Source organism: Luteimonas arsenica, assembly GCF_004352825.1.
Taxonomy (GTDB): domain Bacteria; phylum Pseudomonadota; class Gammaproteobacteria; order Xanthomonadales; family Xanthomonadaceae; genus Luteimonas; species Luteimonas arsenica.
The window spans coordinates 566,895-591,650 of the sequence record NZ_SJRW01000002.1; the positions used below are offsets into that span (position 1 = coordinate 566,895).

Below are 24,756 nucleotides of genomic sequence, written 5' to 3' on the forward strand. Positions count from 1 at the left end.
GCGACCCGCGCGCCGCTAAGCTGGGCCGATGACCGCGTCCACGCCCGCCGAGCGCCGCACGCGCGCGATGCGGCTGCCACCGCTGCGCGATGCCGATGCGCGCGCGATCGACAGCTTCATCGATGCCTGGTGGGCCGAGTCGGGCGCCGCCCGGCCGACCCTGGACAGCTACCGCCGTGACCTGCAGGGCTTCGCCCGCTGGCGCGACCGCGGCGACATCGCCGCCGCCGATCGTGCCGGCCTGTTCGATTACCTGGCCTGGCGCAGCCGGGAAGGGTATTCGCCGCGCAGCAATTCGCGCCTGCTCTCGGCGCTGCGTGCCTTCTACGGCTGGCGGCTGCGCCAGGGCCTGCGTGCCGACGATCCCACCGCCCTGCTGGAGCCGCCGAAGCTGCCGCGCCTGCTGCCCAAGGCCCTGGCCGAGGCCGACATCGACCGGCTGCTCGCCGCCGCCGACGTCGACACCCCGGAAGGCCTGCGCGACCGCGCCATGCTCGAGCTGATGTACGCCTGCGGCCTGCGCGTGAGCGAACTGGTGGGCCTGTCGGCCGTGGCGGTGAACCTGCGCCAGGGCGTGCTGCGCGTGCTCGGCAAGGGCGGCAAGGAGCGGCTGGTGCCGCTGGGCGAGGAGGCGCAGGACTGGCTGGAACGCTACCTCGCCCGCTCGCGGCCGGCGCTGGCCGGCAGCCAGGCCCCGCACGAACTGTTCCTGACCGCCCGCGCCCAGCCGCTGACCCGGCAGGCCTTCTGGGTCCTGGTCAAGCGCCACGCGGCGGCCGCCGGCATCGACCCGCGGCGGATCAGTCCGCACGGCCTCCGCCACAGCTTCGCCACCCACCTGCTCAACCACGGCGCCGATCTGCGTTCGCTGCAGATGCTGCTCGGCCACAGTTCGCTGTCCACCACGCAGATCTACACGCTGGTGGCCCGCGAACAGCTCAAGCGGCTGCACGCCCGCCACCACCCCCGGGCCTGACGCCCCGCGCAACGGCGGTCGGATGGCCGACGGCGATGCCCGGGCGCGCATGCGAGAATGCCCGCTTTGGCGCCGGCCCCCGGGCGCCGCCCGGATCGAGAGTCGCGAATGAAATCCCTGCTTCCCATGCTGCTCTGTGCCTTCAGCCTGACCGCCTGCGCCCAGGCGCCCGACGCCGATGGCGAGGTCGCCGCCGCGTCTGCCGACCGTCCGCCTGCCCAGGGCCTGGCCACGGCCGCCGAGGGCTCGGTCGACGAGCGCGCGATCCAGGCCCTGCATTCGATCAACCCGCGGATCGAGGTCGACCACATCGGCCCGGCGCCGCTGCCCGGCTTCCGCGAGGCGGTGGTCGGCGGCCAGGTCATCTACATCAGCGACGACGGCCGCTACCTGCTGCAGGGCGCGCTGTTCGACGTGGTGGAGAAGAAGGACCTGAGCCAGGCCGGCATGGCCGAGGTGCGGCGCCGCCTGCTGGCCACCGTCCCGGTCTCGGAGCGCATCGTGTTCGCGCCGGAGAAGCCGGAATACACCGTCAGCGTGTTCACCGACATCGAGTGCGGTTACTGCCGCAAGCTCCACGAGGACATCGCCGAATACAACCGGCTGGGCATCGCCGTGGAATACCTGGCCTTCCCGCGCATGGGCCCGGCGAGCCAGGACTTCCGCGACATGGTTTCGGTCTGGTGCGCCACCGACCGGCGCGCGGCGCTTTCGGCGGCCAAGCAGGGCCGCAAGGTCACGCCGCGCGAATGCACCAACCCGGTGGCGCGGCACCACGACATCGGCCGCCGCGTCGGCCTGACCGGCACGCCGATGATCGTCACCGAAGACGGCACGCAGATGCCGGGCTACATGCCGCCGGCCGACCTGCGCGCCGCGCTGGACCGGCTGGCCGCCGAGGCTTCGCCGGCGCCCGCCGCCGCGGCCACGCCGGCCGACGGCGCCGCCGGCAGCCGCTGAGGCCCCGGCGGCGCGCCAGCAAGGGGCCGGCTTCGCTACAATGGCCGGCCCGTTTCCACGGTCGAACCCGGACATGATCGTCCTCGAGGGCCTGCCCGCCCTGTCGCCGTTCCGGCGCGAACGCCTCCAGGCCCGCCTGCAAGCCATCGACCCCGGTATCCGCGTCACCGGTGCCTGGTACGTCTACTGGCTCGATGCCGAAGCGGCCGACATTCCCGATCGCGCGGTCCTGCATCGCATCCTGCAGGCCGCTGGCGAGGCCGAAGCCGCAGCGGACGGGGCCGTCACCCGCTACGTCGCCCCGCGCCTGGGCACGCTGTCGCCGTGGGCCAGCAAGGCCGGTGAACTGCTGCGCGGCGCACGCCTGCCGGTGAAGCGCGTGGAGCGGGGCACCCGCATCGACCTCGTCGGCTGGCCGGCCGATGCCGCGGCCGCGGCGGCCGTGGCCGGCGTCCTGCACGACCCGATGACCCAGTCGCTGCTGGCTTCGCACGATGCGGCCGGAGCGCTGTTCACCGCGCCCGCCCGCGGCGAGGTCGAAGTGGTTCCGCTGGCCGGCCTGGAAGAGGCCAACCGCCGCCTGGGCCTGGCGCTCGCCGACGACGAGATCGCCTACCTGCGCGATCGCTACGGCGCGCTGGGCCGCGATCCGCACGACGTCGAGCTGATGATGTTCGCGCAGGCCAACTCCGAGCACTGCCGGCACAAGATCTTCAATGCCTCCTGGACCATCGACGGCGAGGAGATGCGTGCCCCGAGCGGTGGCCCGCAGTCGCTGTTCAAGATGATCCGGCATACGCATGCGCAGACGCCGGAGCACACGCTGTCCGCCTACAGCGACAACGCCGCGGTGGTCGAAGGCTATCCGGCCCGGCGCTTCCGCCCGGACCCGGCCACGGCGGTGTACCGCGCCGAGGACACGCGCGACAGCGCCTTCTGCATCAAGGTCGAGACCCACAACCACCCGACCGCGATCTCGCCCTTCGCGGGCGCCTCCACCGGCGCCGGCGGCGAGATCCGCGACGAGGGCGCCACCGGCCGCGGCGGCAAGCCCAAGGCCGGCCTGGTCGGTTTCAGCGTCTCGCACCTGCGCATTCCCTCGCTGCCGCAGCCCTGGGAGCCGCCGCGCGCGCTGAACCCGCGCATGGCGCCGGCGCTGGAAATCATGACCGACGGCCCGCTGGGCGCAGCGGCGTTCAACAACGAATTCGGCCGCCCCAATCTCACCGGCTACTTCCGCAGCTTCGAACTGGCGGAAGGCGAGGGGCTGGTCCGCGCCTACGACAAGCCGATCATGCTCGCCGGCGGCCTCGGCGCGATCGACCGCGACCAGGTGGCGAAGCGGAAGCTGTCGCCGGGCGATGCGGTGATCGTGCTCGGCGGCCCCTCGATGCTGATCGGCCTGGGCGGCGGCGCCGCCAGCTCGGTGGCCTCGGGCGAGAGCGCCGAGGACCTCGATTTCGCCAGTGTCCAGCGCGACAACCCGGAGATGGAGCGCCGCTGCCAGGAGGTCATCGACCGCTGCGTGGCGCTGGGCGAGGACGGCAACCCGATCAAGTGGTGCCACGACGTCGGCGCCGGCGGCCTGTCCAACGCGATCCCCGAGCTGCTGCACGACTCCGGCGTGGGCGGCGTGATCGACCTCGGCCGCGTGCCCAGCGACGACCCCTCGCTGTCGCCGATGCAGCTGTGGTGCAACGAATCGCAGGAGCGCTACGTGCTCGGCGTCGCCCCCGACCGCCTGGAGGAGTTCGCCGCCCTGTGCCGGCGCGAGCGCTGCCCGTTCGCGGTGGTGGGCGTGGCGACGGCCGAGGAGCGGCTGGCGGTGGGCTACGGCGTGCTGGCGCCGTCCGACGACGCGCTGGGGCTTGCGCAGCAACCGCACGCCGCCGCTGCCTCCGCGCTGCCCATCGACCTGCCCATGGACGTGATCTTCGGCAAGCCGCCGAAGATGCATCGCGACACCGCGCGCGTGACGCCCAACCGCTGGCCGCAGCTCAATGTCGTGGCGCTCGCCGCCGGCGGCAGTGCCGGCGAGGCGCTGCACGAGGCCGGCCTGCGCGTGCTCGCGCATCCGACGGTGGCCTCGAAGCAGTTCCTGGTCACCATCGGCGACCGCAGCGTGGGCGGCCTCACCGCGCGCGACCAGATGGTCGGCCCCTGGCAGCTGCCGGTGGCCGACTGCGCGATCACGCTGGCCGGCTTCCACGGCCATGCCGGCGAAGCGATGGCGATCGGCGAGCGCACCCCGCTGGCGCTGATCGACGCCGCCGCCAGCGCGCGCATGGCCGTGGGCGAGGCGATCACCAACCTCTGCGCCGCGCCGGTGGAATCGCTCGCCCGCACCAAGCTTTCGGCCAACTGGATGGCCGCCGCCGGCCATCCGGGCGAGGACGCGCGCCTGTACGACGCCGTGCACGCCGTGGGCATCGAGCTGTGCCCGGAGATCGAGCTGTCGATCCCGGTCGGCAAGGATTCGCTGTCGATGCAGGCGCAGTGGCGGGACGACGGCGCCACCCAGAAATCGGTCTCGCCGGTGTCGCTGGTGGTCAGCGCCTTCGCGCCGGTGGCCGACGTGCGTGCCCAGCTCACGCCGCTGCTGTCGCGCCAACCCGGCACCGAGCTCTGGCTGATCGGCCTGGGCGCGGGCAAGCAGCGCCTGGGCGGCTCGATCCTGTCGCAGGTGCACGATGCCTTCGGCGGCGCCTGTCCCGACCTCGACGACCCGCAGCGCCTGCGCGGTTTCTTCGAACTGATCCGCGACGCGCGCGAAGCCGGCCTGCTGCTCGCCTACCACGACCGCTCCGATGGCGGCGTCTTCGCCAGCCTGTGCGAGATGGCCTTCTGCTCGCGCGTGGGCCTGGACATCGACCTCGACGCCTGGGGCGACGACCGCACCGAGAACATCTTCCGCACGCTCTTCAACGAGGAGCTGGGCGCGGTGGTGCAGATCGCCGCCGACGACCGCGTCGAGTTCGCCGACCTGGTCGCGCGCCACGGCCTGGTCGAGTGCGCGCAGCGCATCGCGCGGCCGACCACCGCCTCCGCGGTGCGCGTGCTCGCCGACGGTGAAGTCATGGCCGAGTGGGCCTGGGAAGAACTGTTCGACGCCTGGTGGTCGGTGAGCCACGCCATGCAGCGTCAGCGCGACAACCCCGACTGCGCCGATGCCGAGCGCGAGGCCTCGCGGCGGTTCGACGCGCCGGGCCTGCAGCCTGAACTCGCTTTCGACGCCGGCGAGGACGTCGCCGCGCCCTTCGTCAACACCGGCGCCGCGCCGCGCGTGGCGGTGCTGCGCGAGCAGGGCGTCAACGGCCAGGTCGAGATGGCCGCCGCGTTCACGCTGGCCGGCTTCGAGGCCGTCGACGTGCACATGAGCGACCTGATCGAGGGCCGCGCGCGCCTGGACGACTTCGCCGGCTTCGCCGCCTGCGGTGGCTTCAGCTACGGCGACGTGCTCGGCGCCGGCCGCGGCTGGGCCACCTCGATCCTGGAGCGCGATGCCCTGCGCGACATGTTCGAACGCTTCTTCGCCCGCGGCGACAGCTTCGCCCTGGGCGTGTGCAACGGCTGCCAGATGCTGTCGCAGCTCCGCGACATCGTCCCCGGCGCCGCGCACTGGCCGAAGTTCCTGCGCAACCGCAGCGAGCAGTTCGAGGCGCGCCTGTCGATGCTGGAGGTGGTGGAGTCGCCGTCGCTGTTCCTGCGCGGCATGGCCGGTTCGCGGATCCCGGTGGTGGTCTCGCACGGCGAGGGGCGCGCGGAGTTCGCCGGCGCGGCCGCACGCGACGCCGCGCGCGTGGCCCTGCGCTACGTCGAAGGCGACGGCCGCGCGGCGGCCGGCTATCCGGCCAACCCGAACGGTTCGGATGCCGCCGTCGCCGGCCTGACCAGCGACGACGGCCGCGTGACCCTGATGATGCCGCACCCCGAACGCACCCTGGCCACGGCCAACTTCAGCTGGGCGCCGGCGGCGTGGCCGCAGGCCTCGCCGTGGCTCAGGATGTTCCGCAACGCGCGGGCGGCGGTGGGCTGAGCCGCCGCCGGTACGCGCGTCCTGCTGCGTTACAGCGTCCCGATCTCCTCCCTGTAGGAGTGCGAGATGAACCTGATGCCCGTCCCGGGCTTGAGCTCGCAGCTGACGGCGGCTACGCCGTAGGGATTGCCGCCGTTGCCGTTGGAGTTCCACAGCAGGCGGGCATTGGGCAGGTCGAGTCCGGTGTTCGACACGCCGGGCTGGTAGACGGGCTCGCTGAGGCCGGCAACGCCCGAGATGTCCCAGGACACCAGCGTGCATTTGATGCCCCGTCCCGCAAACGGAGTGGCGCTGTAGAACACGATGTTGATGGCCTCGGTCCTGCGGAATTCGTGGCCGGTGATGGCACAGGTCACGAATGCCCTGGTGGAGGATTCGTTGACGATGGCAAGCGGCTTGACCCGGACTTTCCCGTCATAGACGGGCAGCGCGGGCCGGCAGACATCCGCGCCAAGCCGGATGTCGCGGCGGCTGGTCTGGGCGGCGTGCGCGTCCAGGCTTGATGATGCGGTCGCCACGAGTACGAGTACGGCCATGAGTCTGGTGTTCATGTGGATTCCTGGGGTTCGCTCCGGTGGGAGTGCATGGAGATCGCGGATGCAGGCCTACTGCCCGATGTCTTCGTAGTACATGTGCTTGACATGGACGATCCCGTCTCCCGGCTCCAGCGGGCAGCTGATCGCGGTCGATGCGTACCTTGCTCCGCCGTTATGGTTGGCGCTGGTCCATCGGATCCGGGTGTCCCAGCCTGACACGACGACCGTGGATCCCGGTTGGTACCCGATGGCCCCGATTCCCGTATTGGTGGCCCGCCACGACACGAGCGTGCAGGTCCGCGGTTCGTTGCCGGGGGTCGTGAACACGAGTTCGATAACCGTGGTGTTCCCGACCATGTCTCCCGTCAAGGCACAGGTGACCCAGGCCACGCTGGAAGACTCGTTGACGACGCCCAGCGGCTTGGTGCGGATCTTGCCGTCGTAGATGGACCGGGCGGGCCGACAGATGTCGGCGGCGGAACGCACGTCGTAGCGGTAGGTTTCCGCCGCCTGTGACTTCGATGGGAACGCAAGGGTGGCCATGACGGCCAGGGACGCGATTGCTGCGAATTTCATGGGTTGGTTGCCTCCGTGGTGTGAGGGGGATAGATCGCAGGAGGCAGCCATGAACCGCCACCGGCTGGCGGCACAGCCGGTGCCGGGCTTCGGGGGCGCTGCCGGCCGCCCGCGGTCTTCCACCTGCTAAAGTCCGCCCTCCATACCGGCTCCGCAGACGCAGCATGAATACCGTGAGCGCTCACGCCACCCCGGACATCACGGCCGCCGACGAGCGCATCGTCGCCGCGCTGCTCGAGAAGGGCCGCCTGAAGGAGGCCGACCTCGGCCGCGCGCGGCGCTTGCAGGAGGAGACCGGCGGCAGCCTGCTGGGCCTGCTCGGGCGGCTGGGCCTGGTGTCCGAGCGCGACCATGCGGAGACCTGTGCCGCGGTGCTCGGCCTGCCGCTGGCCAGCGCCAAGGACCTGCCGGAGATGCCGCCCGAGGGCACGCCGCTGGGCGTGCGCTTCATGAGCCAGTTCCACGTCGTCCCGGTGGCCGAGGGCGACGACGTGGTCGACGTGCTCGCCGCCGACCCGCAGGATCCCTACGCGCTCGACGCCGTGCGCCTGGCCACTGGCAAGGACGTGCGCGCCAGCGTCGCCCTGCGTTCCGAGATCTCCGACCTGGTCGAGCGCTGGTACGGCCAAGGCCGCAGCGCGATGGGCGCGATCGTCGAGACCGCCGAAGGCGAGGGCGGCGACATGGACGACGTCGAGCACCTGCGCGACCTGGCCAGCGAGGCGCCGGTGATCCGCCTGGTGAACCTCGTCATCCAGCGCGCGGTGGAACTCCGCGCCTCCGACATCCACGTCGAGCCCTTCGAGAACCGCCTGAAGGTGCGCTACCGCGTCGACGGCGTGCTGGAGGAGGGCGAGAGCCCGCCGACCAACCTCACCGCCGCCGTGATCAGCCGCATCAAGATCATGGCCAAGCTCAACATCGCCGAGCGCCGCCTGCCACAGGACGGCCGCATCATGCTGCGCGTGCAGGGCAAGGAGCTCGACCTGCGCGTCAGCACCGTGCCCACCGCCCACGGCGAGAGCGTGGTCATGCGCCTGCTCGACCGCGAAACCGTGGTGTTCGATTTCCACCGCCTGGGCTTCACCGACGAGTTCCTCCCGCGCTTCAACCAGGTGCTGCAGCAGCCGCACGGCATCCTGCTGGTCACCGGCCCGACCGGCTCGGGCAAGACCACCACGCTGTACACCGCGCTGTCGAAGCTCAACCAGCCGACGGTCAAGATCATCACCGTCGAGGATCCGGTCGAATACCAGATCGAGGGCATCAACCAGATCCAGGCCAAGCCGCAGATCGGGCTCGATTTCGCCAACGCCCTGCGCTCGATCGTGCGCCAGGACCCGGACATCATCATGATCGGCGAGATGCGCGATCTCGAGACCGCGCGCATCGCGATGCAGTCCGCGCTCACCGGCCACCTGGTGCTGTCGACGCTGCACACCAACAACGCCGCCGGCGGCATCACGCGCATGCTCGACATGGGCGTCGAGGACTATCTGCTGACCTCGACCATCAACGGCATCCTCGCCCAGCGCCTGGTGCGCCGGCTGGAGCCCACGCACGCCGAGCGCTACCCGGCCTCGCCCGAGGAGGTCGCGAAGTTCGACCTGCGCCGCTTCCAGTCCGAAGGCGAGATCTTCCTGTACCGCCCGCGCGGTTCGGCGATCGCGCCCACCGGCTACCTCGGCCGCACCACCATCGTCGAGTTCCTGGTGATGGACGACGCCCTGCGCCGTGCGGTCATGCGCCACGCCGGCATGGGCGAGCTCGAGCAGATCGCGCGCGAGGCCGGCATGCAGACCATGTACGAGGACGGCATCCGCAAGGCGCTGGCCGGGCAGACCACGATCGAGGAGGTACTGCGGGTGACCGAGGACGCCTGAACCTGCCGGGGCGGGGGCGTCGGGGACGGTGGCGGCCGGTGGCGCCGGATTGCGATATCCGGAGACACCACAAGGAGCCATCCTCATGTCCCGCAGCCGCAATCTCGCCCTGTCCTGCACTCTGGCCCTGGCCGCGTCGGCGTTCGCGCCGGACGCCGAGGCCGCCTTGGTCGAACGCATCCTGTACTTCAATGCGTCCGCGCACTGCCAGGCGGCGCTGCCGATGTACGACGGCATGATCCGGAAGCGGCCGCTGGCCGTGGTGAACGAGGGCGCGGGAACGTCGTTCGTCACCTGCGCCATTCCCACGCAGGGCCGCATCGTCTCGCTCGAGCTCTTCGCCTCGGCCCGGGGCGGTGTCCCGGCCCAGCTGACCTGCACCGCGGTGTCGGGACTCGAGAGCGAGGTCAGTCATCGGGTACCCCGCACCATCAACCTGCCGGCCAGCGGCGCCCGGGCGGGCACGCTGTGGTGGGGCACCTACTATGGCGGCCCGCTCGCCAGGCCCACCGGCGAACCCAACTTCTTCGTCGGACCGTATCTGGCGGTCACCTGCGCCTTGCCGCCGGCGACGGGGCTGAACAACTTCATCCTCACCTACAACGAGGAAATCGGCGCCTGACGACGCGGGCAGTGTCGCGGACAGACGGCGCCGTCCTGCGGTAACGTGTCGGCCCCGCCACCGGCCGTCGACGTCATGCCGCTGTACCGCTACAAGGCCCTCAACAACCGCGGTGAAACCCTGGACGGCCAGATGGAGGCCGCCAGCGACGCCGAGGTGGTGCTGCGCCTGCAGGAGCAGGGCCACCTGCCGGTGGAAGCGAAGCTGGCCAGCGAGGGCGGCGGCGACGGCGCGTTGAAGGCCCTGTTCAAGCCCAAGGCCTTTTCCGGCCAGCGCCTGGTGCAGTTCACCCAGCAGCTGGCGACCCTGCTCGGCGCGGGCCAGCCACTGGACCGTGCGCTCACCATCCTGCTCGACCTGCCCGAGGACGAGGCGGCCAAGCGCACCATCACCGACGTCCGCGACCAGGTGCGCGGCGGCACCTCGCTGTCGACCGCGCTCGAACGCCAGCACGGCACGTTCTCGCGCCTGTACATCAACATGGTCCGCGCCGGCGAGGCCGGCGGCAGCCTGCAGGACACCCTGCAGCGCCTGGCCGACTATCTGGAACGCTCGCGCGCGCTGCGCGGCCGGGTGCTGAACGCGCTGATCTATCCGGCCATCCTGATCGTGATGGTGGGCCTGGCGCTGCTGTTCCTGCTCGGCTACGTGGTGCCGCAGTTCGGGGTGATGTACGAAAGCCTGGACGCCGAGCTGCCCTTCTTCACGAAGATCGTGCTCGGCCTGGGCGAACTGGTGCGCGACTGGTGGATCGTGCTGCTGGCCGTGCCCTCGCTGGCGGTGCTGTGGCTCGACCGCCGCCTGCGCAATCCGGCCTTCCGCGCCCGTTTCGATGAATGGCTGCTGGAGCGCAGGCTGGCCGGCGGCCTGGTGGCGCGGATCGAGACCGCGCGCCTGGCCCGCACCCTGGGCACCCTGCTGAAGAACGGGGTGCCGCTGATCGCGGCCATGGGCATCGGGCGCAACGTGCTGGGGAACCGCGCGCTCGCAGCCGATGTCGAAGCTGCGGGCGAGGAGGTCAAGAACGGCGTCGCGCTGTCCACCGCGCTGGCCCGCGGCAAGCGCTTCCCGCGGCTGGCGCTGCAGATGGTGCAGGTCGGCGAAGAGTCCGGCGCGCTGGACGCGATGCTGCTCAAGACCGCCGACACCTTCGAGGCCGAGACCGGCCAGGCGCTGGACCGCATGCTCGCCGCGCTGGTCCCGGCGATCACCCTGCTGCTGGCGGTGGTGGTCATGGTCGTGATCCTGGCGGTGCTGGTGCCGATCTACGACCTCACCAATGTCATAGGCTAGGCGTTTCCCCGGCCCATTCCGCGCCCCATGGGCCACACAACCACACCAGGCAGGAATCCATGCACAAGCGTTCGCTCACCCGTTCCCCCCGCCCGTCCGCCCAGGGCGGCTTCAGCCTCATCGAGATCATCGTCGTGGTGGTGCTCATGGGCGGCATCGTGGCCTTCGCGGCCTCGCGCATCCTCGGCGGCGGCGACCGCGCCAAGGTCAACCTCGCGCGCGCCCAGGTGCAGACCCTGGCCGAGAAGGTCAGCCAGTTCGAGATGGACACCGGCACCCTGCCCAATGCGCTGTCGGACCTGGTGAACTCGCCGGGGGGCGTCGGCGGCTGGCTGGGCCCCTACGCCAAGGCCGCCGACCTCAACGACCCCTGGAACACCCCCTTCGAATACCGCGTCCCGGGCGACAACGGCCCCTACGACATCGTCAGCTACGGCGCAGACCGCCGCCCGGGCGGCGAGAGCGTGAACGCGGACATCCGCTACGAATAAGGGATCGCCTGAATGAACGCCGGGTGCGGCGGGGCGCGCCGCCCACGCGGCTTTTCCCTGCTGGAGCTGCTGGTGGTGATGGTGCTGATCGCCGCGACCGGCGTGCTGGCCGCCGGCGTGCTCGGCGGCGGCTTCGCGCGCATGGAGCTGCGCGGCGAGGCCCGCGAGATCGCCACCCAGCTGCGCTACACCCGCGCCCGCGCGCTCGCCACCGGTGCGCCGCAGACTTTCAGCATCGATCCCGCCGGGCGCCAGTGGCAGGCCGCCGACGGGCGCAGTGGCGAGGTGCCGGAGTCGCTGGGCGTGCGTTTCATCGGCGCGCGCGAGGTGCAGCCGGCCGACGGCGTCGGCGCGATCGTGTTCTTCGGTGACGGCGCCGCCACCGGTGGCCGCGTGCAGCTCAGCCGCGGCGCCGCGGGCTTCGACATCGACGTGGCCTGGCTGACCGGCGAAGTGACGATGCACCGGGCCGAGGTGCGGCCATGAGGCGCCGTCCCGCGGGCATGGCACCGGCCGGGCAGGGTGGCTACACCCTGATCGAGGTGCTGGTGGCGTTCTCGGTGCTGGCCCTGGCCCTGACCTTCCTGCTCGGCACCCTGTCGGGCTCGACGCGGCAGGTGCGCTGGTCGGCCGATGCCGGCCGTGCCGCGCTGCACGCGCGCTCGCTGCTGTCGGAGATCGGCGTGGGCGAAGTGCTGCAGCCCGGGCGCGAGGAAGGCGAGCTGGAGGAGGGCCGCTACCGCTGGCAGCTGGAGGTCGCACCGTGGACGGATCCGCTGCTGCCCGCCAACGCGCCGGAGGATCCGTTCGCCGCGCAGCTGCTGCAGCTGCGGCTCGAGCTCGCCTGGGGCGAAGGCGGAGCCGGCCAGCGCCTGGTGGTGGAATCGCTGCGCCTGGTGCAGCCCGAGCCGGGCGACACGCCATGAACCGCCGCGCCCCGGCCGCCGGTTTCACCCTGATCGAAGTGCTGCTGGCCACGGTGCTGCTGGCCAGCGGCCTGGCGCTGGGCTTCGCCACCCTGCGCGCGGCCACCGCCACCGCCGAACGCGGCGAGGCGATGGCGCAGCGCACCGAGCGCATGCGCTCGGTCGAGGGCTTCCTGCGCAAGCGGCTGGCCGCGGCCCAGGCCATCTCCTTCGCGCAGAACGAGGAAACCGGCGGCGCGCTGCGCTTCATCGGCGAGCCCGACCGCATCCGCTTCGTCGCCGACCTGCCCAGCTACCTCGGCCGCGGCGGCCCGCACCTGCACGACATCGCGGTCTACGGCCAGGGCGACGATGCCACCTTGGCGGTCTCCTTCGACATGGTGATGGCGGGCGAAACCGTGGAGGAGGACCAGCCGCGGCCGCCCGAGCCGCTGGTCGAGGGCCTCACCGGCCTGCGCATCCGCTACCGGGGCCTGGACGAAGAGGGCCTGACCGACTGGCTGGACAGCTGGGACATCTACGAACAGCTGCCGCTGCAGGTGTCGATCGAGATCGAGAGCGACCGCGGCGGCGCCTGGCCGCCGCTGGTGGTCGCGCTGCCGCAGGCGGAGGCCACCCCGCAGATGGGCCTGGGCCGCTCCCGCCTGGGCCCCGGCGCACGCGGTCCGGGGCGGGGCATCGCGCCGCCGCCGGGTCGCGACGGCGGCCGCGGGCGCAACCGCCTGCGCGACTTCCCGGGGCGGCGCTGATGCGCGCGCAGCGGGGCGCGGCCCTGATCCTGGTGATGTGGATGGTGGCGCTGCTGACCGCGCTGGTCGGCGCCTATGCCGCCAGCGCCCGCATCGAATACATGCAGGGCCGCGGGCTGCAGGGCACGGTGGTCGCGGACGCCGCCGCGCGGGCGGGCCTGGAATACGCCCTGGTGCGCCTGCAGTCGCGCGAGCCCGAGTTCGGCTGGATCCCCGACGGCCGGTCCTACCGCTGGGCCTTCGGCGCGGCCACGGTCGAGGTGAGCATCGTCGACGAGTCCGGGAAGATCGATCTAAACGCCGCCGACGCGCCGCTGCTGGCAGCGCTGTTCCGGGTTCTGGGACTGGAAGCGAGCGAGGCCGATGCCATCGCGGCCGCGATCGTGGACTGGCGCGACGCCGACGACCTGACCCAGCCCATGGGCGGCGCCGAGGCGCCGCAGTACGCCGCCGCGGGATTGCCCTACGGCGCCAAGAACGCGCCCTTCGAAACCGTGGGCGAGGTCGAGCAGGTGCTCGGGGTGGAGCGCGCGTTGTACGAGGTGGCCGCCCGCCATCTGACCGTGTTCAGCGGCCTGCCGCAGCCGGACCAGCGCTTCGCCAGCGGCGAGGTGCTGCAGGCGATGGGCGTGGACCCGGCGATGGCGCTGCAGCAGCGCGAGACCGACGCCGGCATGTCGCAGGGCCTCGTTGGCGCCGGCAGCGGCACGTATAGTATCGACAGCCGCGCGCGGCTCGCCGATGGCCGCCAGGCCGTGCTGCGGGCGGTGGTACGCGCGGGTGGAGGCGGATTGCCGGGTTCGGCATATGTTCCGCTGGCATGGGAAGAAGGAGCCCCGCCGCGCTGATGGCAGTCGTAGACGACACCGCTGCAGATGCACCCCGCCGTCCGGGCGCCGGTCTGTCCGGCCTGGGCGGTTCGCTGCGCCCGCGCGTGGCCGGTTTCTGGCGCTGGTGGACCCAGGCGCTGGCGACCTGGCTGCCGCCGCGCCTGCGCGAGCTGTTCGGCCTCGCCCGTGAACGCCTGCTGGTGGAAGTGGCCGGCGATGGCGTCCGGGTCTCGATCGAGGGCGCAGACGGCGTGCGCGGACTGGGCGAACTGCCGCTGCCGGCGGCCGGCAGCGAGGATCCATTGGCCCCGCTCCTGGCCCAGCGCGTGGGCAGGCTGCCGCGCTGGCTGCTGTTGCCGCCGGCGGCCGCCCTGCGTCGCCGCCTGCCGCTGCCCGCGGCCGCCGCCGACCGGCTGCGCGAGGTGCTCGGCTTCGAGATCGAACGGCAGACGCCGTTCCCCGCCACCGAGGTCGAATACGACGCTCGCCTGCTGGGTCGCCGTGGCGATGGCCAGCTCGACGCCGAACTGGTCGTGGTCCCGCGCCAGGCACTGGAATCGCAGCTGTCCGCGCTGGGGACCCTGGCCGGCACCCTGACCGGCGTCGACGTCGCCGACGGCCAGGGGGGCGGCCTCGGGGTCAACCTGCTGCCCGGCGCGCGCCGCCACCGCCGTTCGGATCCCTGGATGGGCTGGAACCTCGCCCTCGGCCTGGTGGCCGTGGTCGTGACCGCCGCCGCCATGTGGCAGGTGCTGGACAACCGCCGCGCCGCCGCGGACGCCTTCGAGGCCCAGGTCGGCGAGGCCGCCAACCGCGCCCGCGCCGCCTCGGCGCAGCGCCAGGCCCTGGTCGACCTGGTCGAGGGCATGGCCTTCCTGCAGACCACGCGCGCCGCGCGCCCGACCACGGTCGAGGTCATGGACGAACTGGCCCGGCGCCTGCCGGACTCAACCTACCTGGAGAAGCTGTCGATCGAGGACACGCGGATCCTGCTGATCGGCCTGAGCAACGAGGCACCTTCGCTGGTGCAACGCCTGGAAGGTTCGCCGCTGTGGCGCTCGCCGGCGCTGGCTGGCGCGCTGCAGCCGGACCCGCGCAGCGGCCGCGATCGCTTCACCCTGACCGCCGAGCTGGTGGTTGCGCCGACGCCGGCCGCCGCCACGCAGAACCGGGAGGCCGCGAATGCGCGAAGCAATCCCTGACCGCGACCGCTGGCTGGCGCTGGCGATCCTCGCTGGCGCGCTCCTGCTTGGCTACCTGGTGGCGGTGCACCCCTGGTGGACCTCACCCATGCTGGAGCTCGGCCAGCGGGTCGAGAGCCTGCAGGAGCGCGATCTGCGCGTACGCATGGAACTGGCCCAGGCGCCGCACGTGCAGGAGCGGCTGCAGCAGGTGCAGGAGGTGGCCGCGCGCGTGCCCGGCTTCATGGAGGAGCGCAGCACCGAACTCGCCACCGCGGCCCTGATCGCTCGCCTGGAGACCGCGGTGCTGGAGGCCAGCCCGGGCAACCGCAGCTGCGCCATCCGGAATCGTTCGCCGATGACCGATCCGCGCCAGGACCGCTTCCGCCGCGCCCTGGTGCAGGTGCGCCTGCATTGCGGCAACCCCGAGCTCGCCGCGGTGCTGCATTCGCTGGAAGGCGGCTCTCCGCGCCTGTTCGTGGACAACCTCAACGTGCTCGCGCCGCGCCAGGTGTTCGGCCGCGCCGGGGCCGGTCCCCAGGGCGCCGGCCTGGACATCACTTTCGACCTGTACGGCTATCTGCAGCCGCAGCCCGCCGCCGCGGGAGGCGCCGATGCGCGCTGAGTCCGCCGGCGCGAAGACGTGGCTGCTCGGCGGCGTGGCGCTGTGGGCGCTGGTCGCCTGGCTGCTGGGCCTGTTCGGCCTGGGCGGGCGCATCGACCGCCTGCCGCCCGATCCGGCCCTGGTGCAGGCCCTGCCCACGGCCGCGCAGCCGGGCGAAGACCGCCTGGGTCCGCTGGCGCAGTACGCCGAGTCCGCCGACCGCCCGCTGTTCACGTCCGACCGTCGCCCGCAGCCGTTCTTCATCAACCCGGTGGACGAGGAAGCGCCCGCCGAGTTCGAGTACGTGCTTACCAGCGTGCTGCTGGTGCCGGGCCTCGAGGTCGCGATCGTGCAGCCCGCGGCCGGTGGCGAGTCTGTGCGCCTGAAGGTGGGCGAGTCCGCCGAGGGTGCGCCGGGCTGGCAGCTGAGCTCGATCTCGCCGCGCGGCGCGGTGTTCGACGGCCCCGGCGGGCAGCGCACGCTGGAACTGCGCGTGTTCGACGGCGTGGGCGGCGAGGCCCCCACGGCGATGTCGACTCCGCCGCCGGCAGCCGCGGCCCCGCAGGGACGCCCGCGCGCCGAGGAGCCGGCGAACGGCAACCGGCCGGTCGTGGTGACCACCTCCAGCCAGCCCGCGCCGACCGAAGTCGAGGTGCCGCCGCAGCAGGACGCAGCCGCAGCGCCCGAAGCCGAACCCGAACCGCCCACCGCCCGCACCTCCGAAGACCAGGTCGAGGCGATCCGGGCGCGCATCGAGGCCCGCCGCGCCCGCTTGCGCGAACAGGCACAGCAGGGCCAGTAGCCGGCCCGGAATCCCTAGAATGCCCATGATGATCCCGACCAAGACCCTCAAGCCGGCGCTCGCCGCACTCCTCGCCACGCTGCTGGCCGCTTGTGCCTCGACACCGGTTCCGGACGTGCGCCGCGAGGCGCGCATGCCCGCGCCCGTGATCCAGGTCGATGGCGTCCCCCGCGCCGCGCCCGGCGCCGACGGCATCACCGAAGAGGCGATCGACGGCGACCCGCGCGCGATCAAGCACCGCGGCGACGGCCGGGTGATCAACGAATCGCTGGCGGCCTCCGCGCCGCCCAACCTGGGCGGCACCACCGGCGAGGCCACCTTCAACTTCGAGGGCGAGTCGCTGCACGCCGTGGTCAAGGTGATCCTGGGCGACATGCTTGGCCAGAACTACGTGATCGCGCCGGGCGTGCAGGGCACCGTCACCCTGGCCACGCCGAAGACGGTCAGCCCCGCACAGGCGCTCGGCCTGCTGGAGATGGTGCTGGGCTGGAACAACGCGCGGATGATCTACGCCGACGGCCGCTACAACATTGTTCCTTCCGAGGGCGCGGTGGCCAGCGGCGCGGTGCCGGCGCGCACCGGCAACGCCACCGGTGCGCGCGGCTTCGAGACCCGCGTGGTGCCGCTGAAGTACGTGTCCGCGGTCGAGATGGAGAAGGTGCTGCAGCCCTATGCGCGGCCCAACGCCATCGTCAACGTCGACGCCGGCCGCAACGTCATCACCGTCGCCGGCACCCGCCAGGAGCTGCAGAACTACCTGCGCACGATCGAGATCTTCGACGTCGACTGGCTGGCGGGCATGTCGGTGGGCGTGTTCCCGCTGGTCGCCGGCCGCGCGCCGCAGGTGGTCCAGGACCTGGAGAAGGTGTTCGGCGCGGAGAGCAATTCGCCGGTGGCCGGCATGTTCCGCTTCATGCCGCTGGAAGGCGCCAACTCGGTGCTGGTGATCACCTCGCAGCCGGCCTACCTGGACCAGATCGAGCAGTGGATCGCGCGCATCGACGGCGCCGGTGGTGGCGTGCAGCTTTTCTCGTACGAGTTGAAGTACGTCACCGCGAAGGACCTGGCCGAACGCCTGGCCGAGGTCTACGGCAGCGGTGGCGGTGGCGGTGGCTCCGGCACGGGCGGCGGCCGCCGCGGCGGCGCTTCGCTGATGCCCGGACTGGAATCCACCGAGATCAGCGACGGCGGCATGGACGGCGGGATGTCCAGCGCCAGCATCGGGCGTGATGGATCCAGCGGGTCTGGCGGTGGCCTGGGCGGCGGCACGCTGTCCCTGGGCGAGCGCCAGGGCGGCAACACCGCGGTCACCCTCGAAGTCGACGGCAGCGAAGTGGGCGTCTCCGCCGTGGACGAGAGCAACACCCTGCTGGTGCGAGCCACCGGCCAGGCCTGGCGCTCGATCCGCGAGGTCATCGACCGCCTGGACGTGATGCCGCTGCAGGTGCATATCGAGGCCCAGGTGGTGCGCGTGTCGCTGAGCGGTGACCTGGAGTACGGCGTGAGCTGGTTCCTCGAGAAGGGCATGACCGACAACGGCATCGGCCCGTTCCCTGCGCCGGGCTCGGGCGGACCGAGTGCCTGGAGCACCCTGGGCGCCACCCTCGGGACCGCGGCCAACCCCGGCGCGGTCTGGACCCTGATCAAGAACGATGCCGCAGCGGTCATTCGCGCGCTGGACCAGGTGTCGGACGTGCAGATGCTGCAGACTCCTTCCGTTCTGGTCCGCAACAACTACGAAGCGACGCTCAACGTGGGCGACAGGATTCCGATCACCTCGGTGTCCTACAGCCCCGGCATCGGCGGCGGCGACACCATCGGCCAGGTGCAGTACCTCGACACCGGCACCATCCTCAAGGTGCGCCCGCGCGTGACCCGCGACGGCACCGTGTTCCTCGACATCGTGCAGGAAGTCAGCGCGCCGACCGACACCGACGCCAACGGCAACCGCACGATCAACACCAACCGCCTGAAGACGAACGCGGTGGTGCAGAGCGGCGACACGGTGTTCCTGGCCGGCCTGATCACCGACGGCGTGACCCGCGGTGCCTCCGGCATCCCGGGGCTGAGCCGGATCCCGGTCATCGGCGGGTTGTTCGGTTCGCAGGCCTCGCGAACCGAGCGCAGCGAGATCGTGGTCCTGCTCACCCCGACCCTGGTCCGCGACGGCAACGACGCGCGCAACCTCACCGACGAATACGGCCGTCGCTTCCGCGCGCTGGAGCCGCTGCACCGGACCGCCGACTGAGCATGGCCGGCGTGCAGGGCGCCGGCATGCCCGAACTGCCGGTGGTGCTGCTGCCGGTTGCGGTCGACGACGGCACGCTGGATGCCTGCCTGGCGGCGCTCGATGCGGGCACGCCCGCGGGCACGCGGGTATGGCTGGCCGACGACGCCCAGGCCGGCCCGCGCGCGCTGGCGATCATCGAACGCTGGCTGGCCTGCACGCCGCTGCGCGCGGAGTACAGCCGCCGCCAGCGGCGACTGGGAGAGGTCGCCCACCTGGATGAAGCCCTGGCCGCCTGTGGCGACGCCGACGTGATCGTGCTCGCCCCCGACGCCGTGCCGGGCCCGGGCTGGGCGGTGCAGTTGGCCGCCTGTGCCGCGCGCGACGGTGCCATCGCCACTGCCACGCCCTGGTGCAACGCCGGCGAGACCGCCGCCTGGCCGGACTGCGGCGAAGTCGCGCCGCGGCCGGGCGACGCCGGACTCCGGCGTCTGGCGCGCGCGGCCGAAGGCATGCCACCGGCGCACCCCGAGCTCCCTGCCGCGATCGACCATGCCGTCTTCATCCGCGGCGCCGCGCGCGCCAAGGCCGGCGGCCTGGACGCCGCCAGCTATGTCTCCTGGTATGCGGCCCTGATCGACCTCTCGCTGCGCATGGCCGGGCTGGGCTGGCGCAACGCCCTGTGCGAGACCGCCTTCGTGGCCCGCGGCGGTGAAGGCGGGCCCGCCGAGGGCGACCTCGACGCGCTGGCCGCGCGCTGGCCCACCTGGCAGCCGAGGCTGGCGCAGTTCCTGATGCACGATCCGGTGCGCGACCGCCGGCTGGAACTGGCGCGGCGCCTGGAGACGGTCGATCCGCCGTCGCAGCACGAGCTGTTCGCGTCGTGAGCGCCGCAACGGTTGCCGCCGTCGTCGTCAGCCACGAGAGCGCGTCCAGCATCGACGCCTGCCTGTCGCGCCTGCGAACGGCTGTCGGGGTGGCCGAGATCCGGGTGGTCGACAACGCCTCCACCGACGGCACCCTGGCCATCGTCCAGCGCCACGCCGTGGCCGATGCCCGGCTGCGCTTCATCGCCAACCCGGACAACCCCGGTTTTGCCGTCGCCTGCAACCAGGGCGCGGCCGACAGCGCGGCGCCGTGGCTGGCCTTCGTCAATCCCGACTGCATGGTCGAAGCCGACAGCTTCGAGCGGCTGCTGCGCCATGCCGAGGCCCTCGGCGGGACTGCGCTGCTCGGCGCCGACCTGGTCGATGAGGCCGGCGTGCGCGACGGCGCCGCGCGGCGCAACGACCCCGATTTCGCGGCCATGCTGCGCGGGCCCTGGCGCGCGGGGCGCGGGCGGCCGCTGGACGTGGCGGCCGACGAAACCGTCGCGCTGCAGCCGGTGGAGGCGGTGTCGGGCGCGCTGATGCTGATGCCGCGCGCGCTGTTCGAGCGCATCGGTGGCTTCGATGCCGGCTATCGCCTGCACGCCGAAGACCTCGACCTCTGCCGCCGCGTGCGCATGGCCGGCGCCGCGGTCGCGGTGGCCAACGATGTGCGCGTGCTGCACCTGCGCGGCGTGTCCTCGCGCTCGCGGCCCTTCTTCGTGGAGTGGCACAAGCACCGTGGCCTGTGGCGCTACTTCAGCCGCTTCGAAGCGCCCGCGCGCGGGCCGCTGCTACGCGCGGGCGTGTGGCTGGCGGTGTGGGCGCGTTGGCTGGCGCGCCAGCCGGGCATCGTGCTGCAGTCGCTGCGCGATGGCGCGGGCTGAGCCGCCGCCGGCCGTCAGCGCGCCGGGATCTCGACGCGCTGCGGCTCGACCATGCTGCCCGCGGCCGGGCTGACCACCACCACGCCCGGCTCCAGCGCGCTGATCGTGGCATCGCCGACCAGCTTCGTGCCGACCGAGAACTCCGCCACCTGGTGCCAGTCGCCGTCGACCTGGCGCAGCACGTAGCCGTTGCGGTCGTAGTAGTTGCCGCCGCCGTCGGTGCAGCTCTGCATGTTGTAGACCAGCAGCGCCTCGTCCCCGGGCTGGCCATCGAGGTCGAGCATGAACAGGCGCTCGGTCTCGGGGTAGGCCTCGCAGCCGCGTTCGGCGCCGGTGGCATCGACGATGCGGCGCGCGGCATCGCGCAGTTCGGGCGTGGCCGGGCGGCCGTCGCTTCGCACCCGTTCCAGGGCGGCGCCGCTGAAGTCGAAGTACTGGTTGTCCTCGGCGTCGGTGCCCGCGGCCGTGGTGACTTCGTCGGTGGCCGGTTCGGCGGCAGCAGTCGCATCACCGGTGCCGGCGATGTAGTCGGTGCCGGCCGGCGGCGGCGCGGTGTCCGTGCCTGCCGCGGGTGCTTCGTCGGAGGGCGCCTGCGTCGAAGCCGCTGGCGCTGCGGAGTTGCCGCATGCGGCCAGCGCAAGGACCAGGGCGGTGGCGAGGGGGGCGTGTTTCATCGGCATCCATCCATTGGCGGGGCGGGGGCCCGGTGCCGGCAGGATATCGATGCTGCGTGATGCCGGTGGCAAACGCGGTCACTTTCCCGCGAGGTTGCCCCCATCCCCCGCAGGCGGGGAATGGGGCGGGCTCAGCGGTGCTGGTTGAGGGTGTCGCGCAGCTCGCGCGCGGCGCGGGCCGCAGCTTCGGCGTAGTCGTCGCCCGACGAGGCGTAGAGGATCCCGCGCGACGAATTCACCATCAGTCCCGCGCCGTCGCCGGTGCGCGCGTTGCGCACAACGGCCCCCGCATCGCCGCCCTGGGCGCCGACGCCGGGCACCAGCAGCGGCATGTCGCCGACGATGCCGCGGATCACCTTCAGCTCTTCCGGGAAGGTCGCGCCCACCACCAGCGCGCAGTTGCCATGGCTGTTCCACTCCGTGGCGATGGTGCGGGCGATGCGCTGGTAGAGCGGTTCGCCGCCGACCGGCAGCTCCTGGAAGTCGCGCGCGCCCGGGTTCGACGTGTGGCAGAGGAAGATGCAGCCGCGATCGGCCCGCTGCAGGAACGGATCGGCGGAGTCGCGGCCCATGTACGGATTGAGCGTCACCGCGTCGGCGCCGAAGCGGTCGAAGGCCTCCGCGGCGTACTGCTCCGCGGTGCTGCCGATGTCGCCGCGCTTCGCATCGAGGATCACCGGCACGTCGGGGTGCGTGGCCTGGATGTGCGCGATCAGCCGCCGCAGCGCGTCTTCGCCGCCGTGGTGCGCGGCGAAGTAGGCGATCTGCGGCTTGAACGCGCAGGCGTACTGCGCAGTGGCGTCGGCGATGTCGCGGCAGAACGAGAACAGCGCGTCCCCGCCATCGGCGAAGGCCGCCGGGAACTTCGCCGGATCGGGGTCGAGGCCGACGCAGAGCAGGCTGTCCGCCTCGTGCCAGCGCCTTTGGAGTTTGTCGATGAAGGTCATGCGTGGATTTTCCCCCAAAACGCCGGGCCGTTGATTCATTCCACCAGACGAACCGAGGGTCCGTAGCTGCTCAGGGCATGGTCGAAAGTGAGCAGGGTGATGCGCTCGGACACCGCCTGCGCGACGAGCAGTCGGTCGAAGGGGTCGCCATGCATCAAGCCCAGGGAAAACACCTCGATGGCGTGCTCCGCCTGCACCGGCAGCACATCGAATCCGGAAGGCTCGATGGCGTCGAACACGTCCCCTGGCTCGATCTGCAGCTTGCCCAGGCCGGCTTTGATGCTGATTTCCCAGAGCGAGGCCACGCTGACCAGCACCTCGGAACGCTCGATCAGGCTGCGGGTCTTCCTGCCCAGCCGGGCCGGATCGTCCAGCGCCCACAGCAGCACGTGCGTATCCAGCAGCAGGCGCATGTCAGCCCTTGTTGCCCGAGACCAGGAAATCCGCCGGCAGCGGGGCATCGAAGTCGGCGGCGATCCCGACCTTTCCCCGCAGCAGGCCCAGCTTCTTGGGCTTGGCCACGGGAGCCAGCGGCACCAGCCGGGCCATCGGCTTGCCGGCCTTGGCAATGATGATTTCCTCGCCGGCGCAGGCCTGCTCCACCAGCCGGGACAGGTGGGTCTTGGCTTCATGGATGTTGATGGGGGCGGACATGGGCGCCACTTGCGGTAGCCTTGACCAGACTAAGTCTAGTCCGGTCAGGTTTCGGCATCAAGGCACGGGCCCGACTGTCGCCGCGATCCAGAAGCCGTCCCGAAGCCGACGAACGCGACCGCCGGTCCCGTGCCATGAAAAACGCCGCTTTCGCGGCGTTCTCCATGACTACTTCAGGGCCTTGAACCGCAGCCGGTGCGGACCCGCGTCGTCGCCCAGGCGGCGCTTCTTGTCTTCCTCGTACTCGCGGTAGTTGCCCTGGAAGAACTCCACGTGGCTGTCGCCCTCGAACGCCAGGATGTGGGTCGCGATGCGGTCCAGGAACCAGCGGTCATGGCTGATGACGAAAGTGTTGCCCGGGAACTCCAGCAGCGCGTCTTCCAGCGCGCGCAGGGTCTCGATGTCGAGGTCGTTGGACGGTTCGTCGAGCAGCAGCACGTTGCCGCCCTGCAGCAGGGTCTTGGCCATGTGCAGGCGGCCGCGTTCGCCACCCGACAGGGTGCCCACCAGCTTCTGCTGGTCCTGGCCCTTGAAGTTGAAGCGGCCGATGTAGGCGCGCGACTGGATCTCGATGCCGTTGATGTTGAGGATGTCCAGGCCGCCGGAGACCTCCTGGAAGACGTTGTGGTTGCCTTCCAGCTTGTCGCGGCTCTGGTCGACATAGGCCAGCTTCACCGTCGGGCCGATGTCGATCGAACCCGAATCCGGCTTTTCCTGCCCGGTGATCATCTTGAACAGGGTCGACTTGCCGGCGCCGTTGGGGCCGATGATGCCGACGATGGCGCCCGGCGGCACCATGAAGCTCAGGTCGTCGATCAGCAGGCGGTCGCCGAACTTCTTGCTGACATTCTTGAACTCGATCACCTTGCTGCCCAGGCGCTCGCCCGGCGGGATGAAGATCTCGTTGGTCTCCTGGCGCTTCTGGTAGTCGACCGCCTGCAGCTCCTCGATGCGCGCCAGGCGCGCCTTGCCCTTGGAGCGGCCGCCCTTGGCGTTCGAGCGCGCCCACTCCAGCTCCTTGGCGATCGCCTTCTGGCGCGCCTTCTCGCCGGCTTCCTCGCGCTTGAGGCGGTCTTCCTTCTGCACCAGCCACTCGGTGTAGTTGCCCTTCCACGGGATGCCGCGGCCGCGGTCCAGTTCCAGGATCCACTCGGCGGCGTTGTCGAGGAAGTAGCGGTCATGGGTGACGGCCACCACGGTGCCGGTGTAGCGGGCCAGGAACTGCTCCAGCCATTCCACCGACTCGGCGTCGAGGTGGTTGGTGGGCTCGTCGAGCAGCAGCATGTCCGGCTTCTGCAGCAGCAGGCGGCACAGGGCCACGCGACGCTTCTCGCCGCCCGACAGCTTGCCCACCACCGCGTCCCACGGCGGCAGGCGCAGCGCGTCGGCGGCGACTTCCAGCTGGTTCTCCAGCGTGTGCGCGTCGCCGGCGGCGAGGATCGCCTCCAAGCGCTCCTGCTCCTTGGCCAGGGCGTCGAAGTCCGCGCCCTCCTCGGCGTAGGCGTTGTAGACCTCGTCCAGGCGCTTCTGCGCCTGCAGCACTTCGCCCACGCCTTCCTCGACCGCCTGGCGGACGGTGTGCTCCGGGTTCAGCTCCGGCTCCTGCGCCAGGTAGCCGACCTTGATGCCCGGCTGCGGGCGCGCCTCGCCGCTGAAGTCGGTGTCGACGCCGGCCATGATCTTCAGCACCGTCGACTTGCCGGCGCCGTTCAGGCCCAGCAGGCCGATCTTGGCGCCGGGGAAGAACGACAGCGAGATGTCCTTGATGATCTGGCGCTTGGGCGGAACGGTCTTGGAGACGCCGTTCATGGTGTAGATGTATTGCGACATGGGGGCTCCGGTGCAGCGTGGCCGCCGCCCGGGCGCAGGCCATGGGCGGAAAACGGCGGTGGGAATGCCCGCAATTATAGGGCCTGCGGACCCGGAGCGAGGCCGGGGCAGGCCGCAGGATGAACGGAATCGCCCCCGGTGCGCCGGTAACGTCAGGGTTCAGGACGGGGGTTGGATAGTTCGATTCACGCCCATTTAACCGGAGA

The 24,756-nt window shown here is 71.6% G+C and carries 23 protein-coding genes and 1 pseudogene; 17 read left to right on the forward strand and 7 right to left on the reverse strand.

Annotated features, from left to right (window positions below):
* Positions 1-28 precede the first annotated feature (28 nt).
* From xerD to purL, 3 genes are all read left to right on the forward strand, one after another.
* Entirely contained in the window at positions 29-976 is a 948-nt protein-coding gene (xerD, locus tag E2170_RS10095; protein ID WP_133000528.1) for a site-specific tyrosine recombinase XerD, read from the forward strand.
* A gap of 108 nt (positions 977-1,084) precedes the next feature.
* On the forward strand, positions 1,085-1,936 hold the full coding sequence (locus E2170_RS10100; protein ID WP_133000529.1) for a thioredoxin fold domain-containing protein: 852 nt from the start codon (positions 1,085-1,087) through the stop codon (positions 1,934-1,936).
* Between the two features lie 73 nt (positions 1,937-2,009).
* The gene (gene purL / locus E2170_RS10105; RefSeq protein ID WP_207914963.1) at positions 2,010-5,972 is read left to right on the forward strand and encodes a phosphoribosylformylglycinamidine synthase; all 3,963 of its coding nucleotides are present in this window, start codon (positions 2,010-2,012) and stop codon (positions 5,970-5,972) included.
* Between the two features lie 29 nt (positions 5,973-6,001).
* On the opposite strand, the gene E2170_RS10110 is transcribed toward purL, so the two are convergent.
* Both E2170_RS10110 and E2170_RS10115 read right to left on the reverse strand, forming a co-directional pair.
* Positions 6,002-6,523, reverse strand: a complete 522-nt coding sequence (locus tag E2170_RS10110; RefSeq protein ID WP_133000531.1) for a hypothetical protein — start codon at positions 6,521-6,523, stop codon at positions 6,002-6,004.
* A 54-nt stretch (positions 6,524-6,577) separates the two neighbouring features.
* Positions 6,578-7,084 carry a hypothetical protein gene (locus E2170_RS10115; protein ID WP_133000532.1) on the reverse strand — a complete coding sequence of 169 codons (507 nt, stop codon included), beginning with the start codon at positions 7,082-7,084 and terminating at the stop codon, positions 6,578-6,580.
* 164 nt (positions 7,085-7,248) lie between these two features.
* Between E2170_RS10115 and gspE the strand changes: the two genes are divergently transcribed.
* From gspE to E2170_RS10185, 14 genes and pseudogenes are all read left to right on the forward strand, one after another.
* Positions 7,249-8,967 carry a type II secretion system ATPase GspE gene (gspE, locus tag E2170_RS10120; protein WP_133000533.1) on the forward strand — a complete coding sequence of 573 codons (1,719 nt, stop codon included), beginning with the start codon at positions 7,249-7,251 and terminating at the stop codon, positions 8,965-8,967.
* 85 nt (positions 8,968-9,052) lie between these two features.
* A complete protein-coding gene (locus E2170_RS10125) occupies positions 9,053-9,589 on the forward strand; it encodes a hypothetical protein (protein WP_133000534.1) in 537 nt (178 codons plus the stop codon).
* A gap of 75 nt (positions 9,590-9,664) precedes the next feature.
* Positions 9,665-10,882 (forward strand): type II secretion system protein XpsF, encoded by a 1,218-nt coding sequence (gene xpsF, locus E2170_RS10130; RefSeq protein ID WP_133001168.1) that lies wholly within the window; start codon positions 9,665-9,667, stop codon positions 10,880-10,882.
* A 59-nt stretch (positions 10,883-10,941) separates the two neighbouring features.
* Positions 10,942-11,373 (forward strand): type II secretion system major pseudopilin GspG, encoded by a 432-nt coding sequence (gene gspG, locus E2170_RS10135; RefSeq protein ID WP_133000535.1) that lies wholly within the window; start codon positions 10,942-10,944, stop codon positions 11,371-11,373.
* 12 nt (positions 11,374-11,385) lie between these two features.
* Positions 11,386-11,859, forward strand: coding sequence for a type II secretion system protein XpsH (xpsH, locus tag E2170_RS10140; protein WP_133000536.1), 474 nt, complete (start codon positions 11,386-11,388; stop codon positions 11,857-11,859).
* Positions 11,856-12,299 carry a type II secretion system protein XpsI gene (gene xpsI / locus E2170_RS10145; protein WP_243708139.1) on the forward strand — a complete coding sequence of 148 codons (444 nt, stop codon included), beginning with the start codon at positions 11,856-11,858 and terminating at the stop codon, positions 12,297-12,299. The genes xpsH and xpsI overlap by 4 nt, the downstream gene beginning before the upstream one ends.
* A pseudogene (locus E2170_RS10150) lies at positions 12,296-12,907 on the forward strand (prepilin-type N-terminal cleavage/methylation domain-containing protein); the annotation flags it as partial. The gene xpsI and the pseudogene E2170_RS10150, both read left to right, overlap by 4 nt.
* A 140-nt stretch (positions 12,908-13,047) precedes the next feature.
* A complete protein-coding gene (locus E2170_RS10155; protein ID WP_133000538.1) occupies positions 13,048-13,896 on the forward strand; it encodes a type II secretion system minor pseudopilin in 849 nt (282 codons plus the stop codon).
* Positions 13,896-15,080: a PilN domain-containing protein gene (locus tag E2170_RS10160; RefSeq protein ID WP_243708140.1), complete on the forward strand. Its 1,185-nt coding sequence runs from the start codon at positions 13,896-13,898 to the stop codon at positions 15,078-15,080. Before E2170_RS10155 ends, E2170_RS10160 begins: the two co-directional genes overlap by 1 nt.
* Positions 15,061-15,684: a type II secretion system protein GspM gene (gene gspM / locus E2170_RS10165; RefSeq protein WP_133000540.1), complete on the forward strand. Its 624-nt coding sequence runs from the start codon at positions 15,061-15,063 to the stop codon at positions 15,682-15,684. Before E2170_RS10160 ends, gspM begins: the two co-directional genes overlap by 20 nt.
* Positions 15,674-16,465, forward strand: a complete 792-nt coding sequence (locus tag E2170_RS10170) for a general secretion pathway protein GspN (protein WP_133000541.1) — start codon at positions 15,674-15,676, stop codon at positions 16,463-16,465. The genes gspM and E2170_RS10170 overlap by 11 nt, the downstream gene beginning before the upstream one ends.
* A 19-nt stretch (positions 16,466-16,484) precedes the next feature.
* A complete protein-coding gene (gspD, locus tag E2170_RS10175) occupies positions 16,485-18,713 on the forward strand; it encodes a type II secretion system secretin GspD (RefSeq protein WP_243708141.1) in 2,229 nt (742 codons plus the stop codon).
* 2 nt (positions 18,714-18,715) lie between these two features.
* The gene (locus E2170_RS10180; protein ID WP_425477854.1) at positions 18,716-19,579 is read left to right on the forward strand and encodes a glycosyltransferase family 2 protein; all 864 of its coding nucleotides are present in this window, start codon (positions 18,716-18,718) and stop codon (positions 19,577-19,579) included.
* Positions 19,576-20,445: a glycosyltransferase family 2 protein gene (locus E2170_RS10185; RefSeq protein ID WP_133000542.1), complete on the forward strand. Its 870-nt coding sequence runs from the start codon at positions 19,576-19,578 to the stop codon at positions 20,443-20,445. The genes E2170_RS10180 and E2170_RS10185 overlap by 4 nt, the downstream gene beginning before the upstream one ends.
* A gap of 14 nt (positions 20,446-20,459) precedes the next feature.
* Here E2170_RS10185 and E2170_RS10190 read toward each other — a convergent pair whose 3' ends face one another.
* From E2170_RS10190 to ettA, 5 genes are all read right to left on the reverse strand, one after another.
* On the reverse strand, positions 20,460-21,119 hold the full coding sequence (locus E2170_RS10190) for a hypothetical protein (RefSeq protein ID WP_133000543.1): 660 nt from the start codon (positions 21,117-21,119) through the stop codon (positions 20,460-20,462).
* A gap of 131 nt (positions 21,120-21,250) precedes the next feature.
* On the reverse strand, positions 21,251-22,066 hold the full coding sequence (gene pyrF / locus E2170_RS10195) for an orotidine-5'-phosphate decarboxylase (RefSeq protein ID WP_133000544.1): 816 nt from the start codon (positions 22,064-22,066) through the stop codon (positions 21,251-21,253).
* 35 nt (positions 22,067-22,101) lie between these two features.
* Entirely contained in the window at positions 22,102-22,479 is a 378-nt protein-coding gene (locus tag E2170_RS10200) for a type II toxin-antitoxin system VapC family toxin (protein ID WP_133000545.1), read from the reverse strand.
* A 1-nt stretch (position 22,480) separates the two neighbouring features.
* Positions 22,481-22,720, reverse strand: a complete 240-nt coding sequence (locus tag E2170_RS10205; protein WP_133000546.1) for a type II toxin-antitoxin system Phd/YefM family antitoxin — start codon at positions 22,718-22,720, stop codon at positions 22,481-22,483.
* A 168-nt stretch (positions 22,721-22,888) separates the two neighbouring features.
* Positions 22,889-24,550, reverse strand: a complete 1,662-nt coding sequence (ettA, locus tag E2170_RS10210) for an energy-dependent translational throttle protein EttA (RefSeq protein WP_133000547.1) — start codon at positions 24,548-24,550, stop codon at positions 22,889-22,891.
* Between the last annotated feature and the right edge of the window lie 206 nt (positions 24,551-24,756).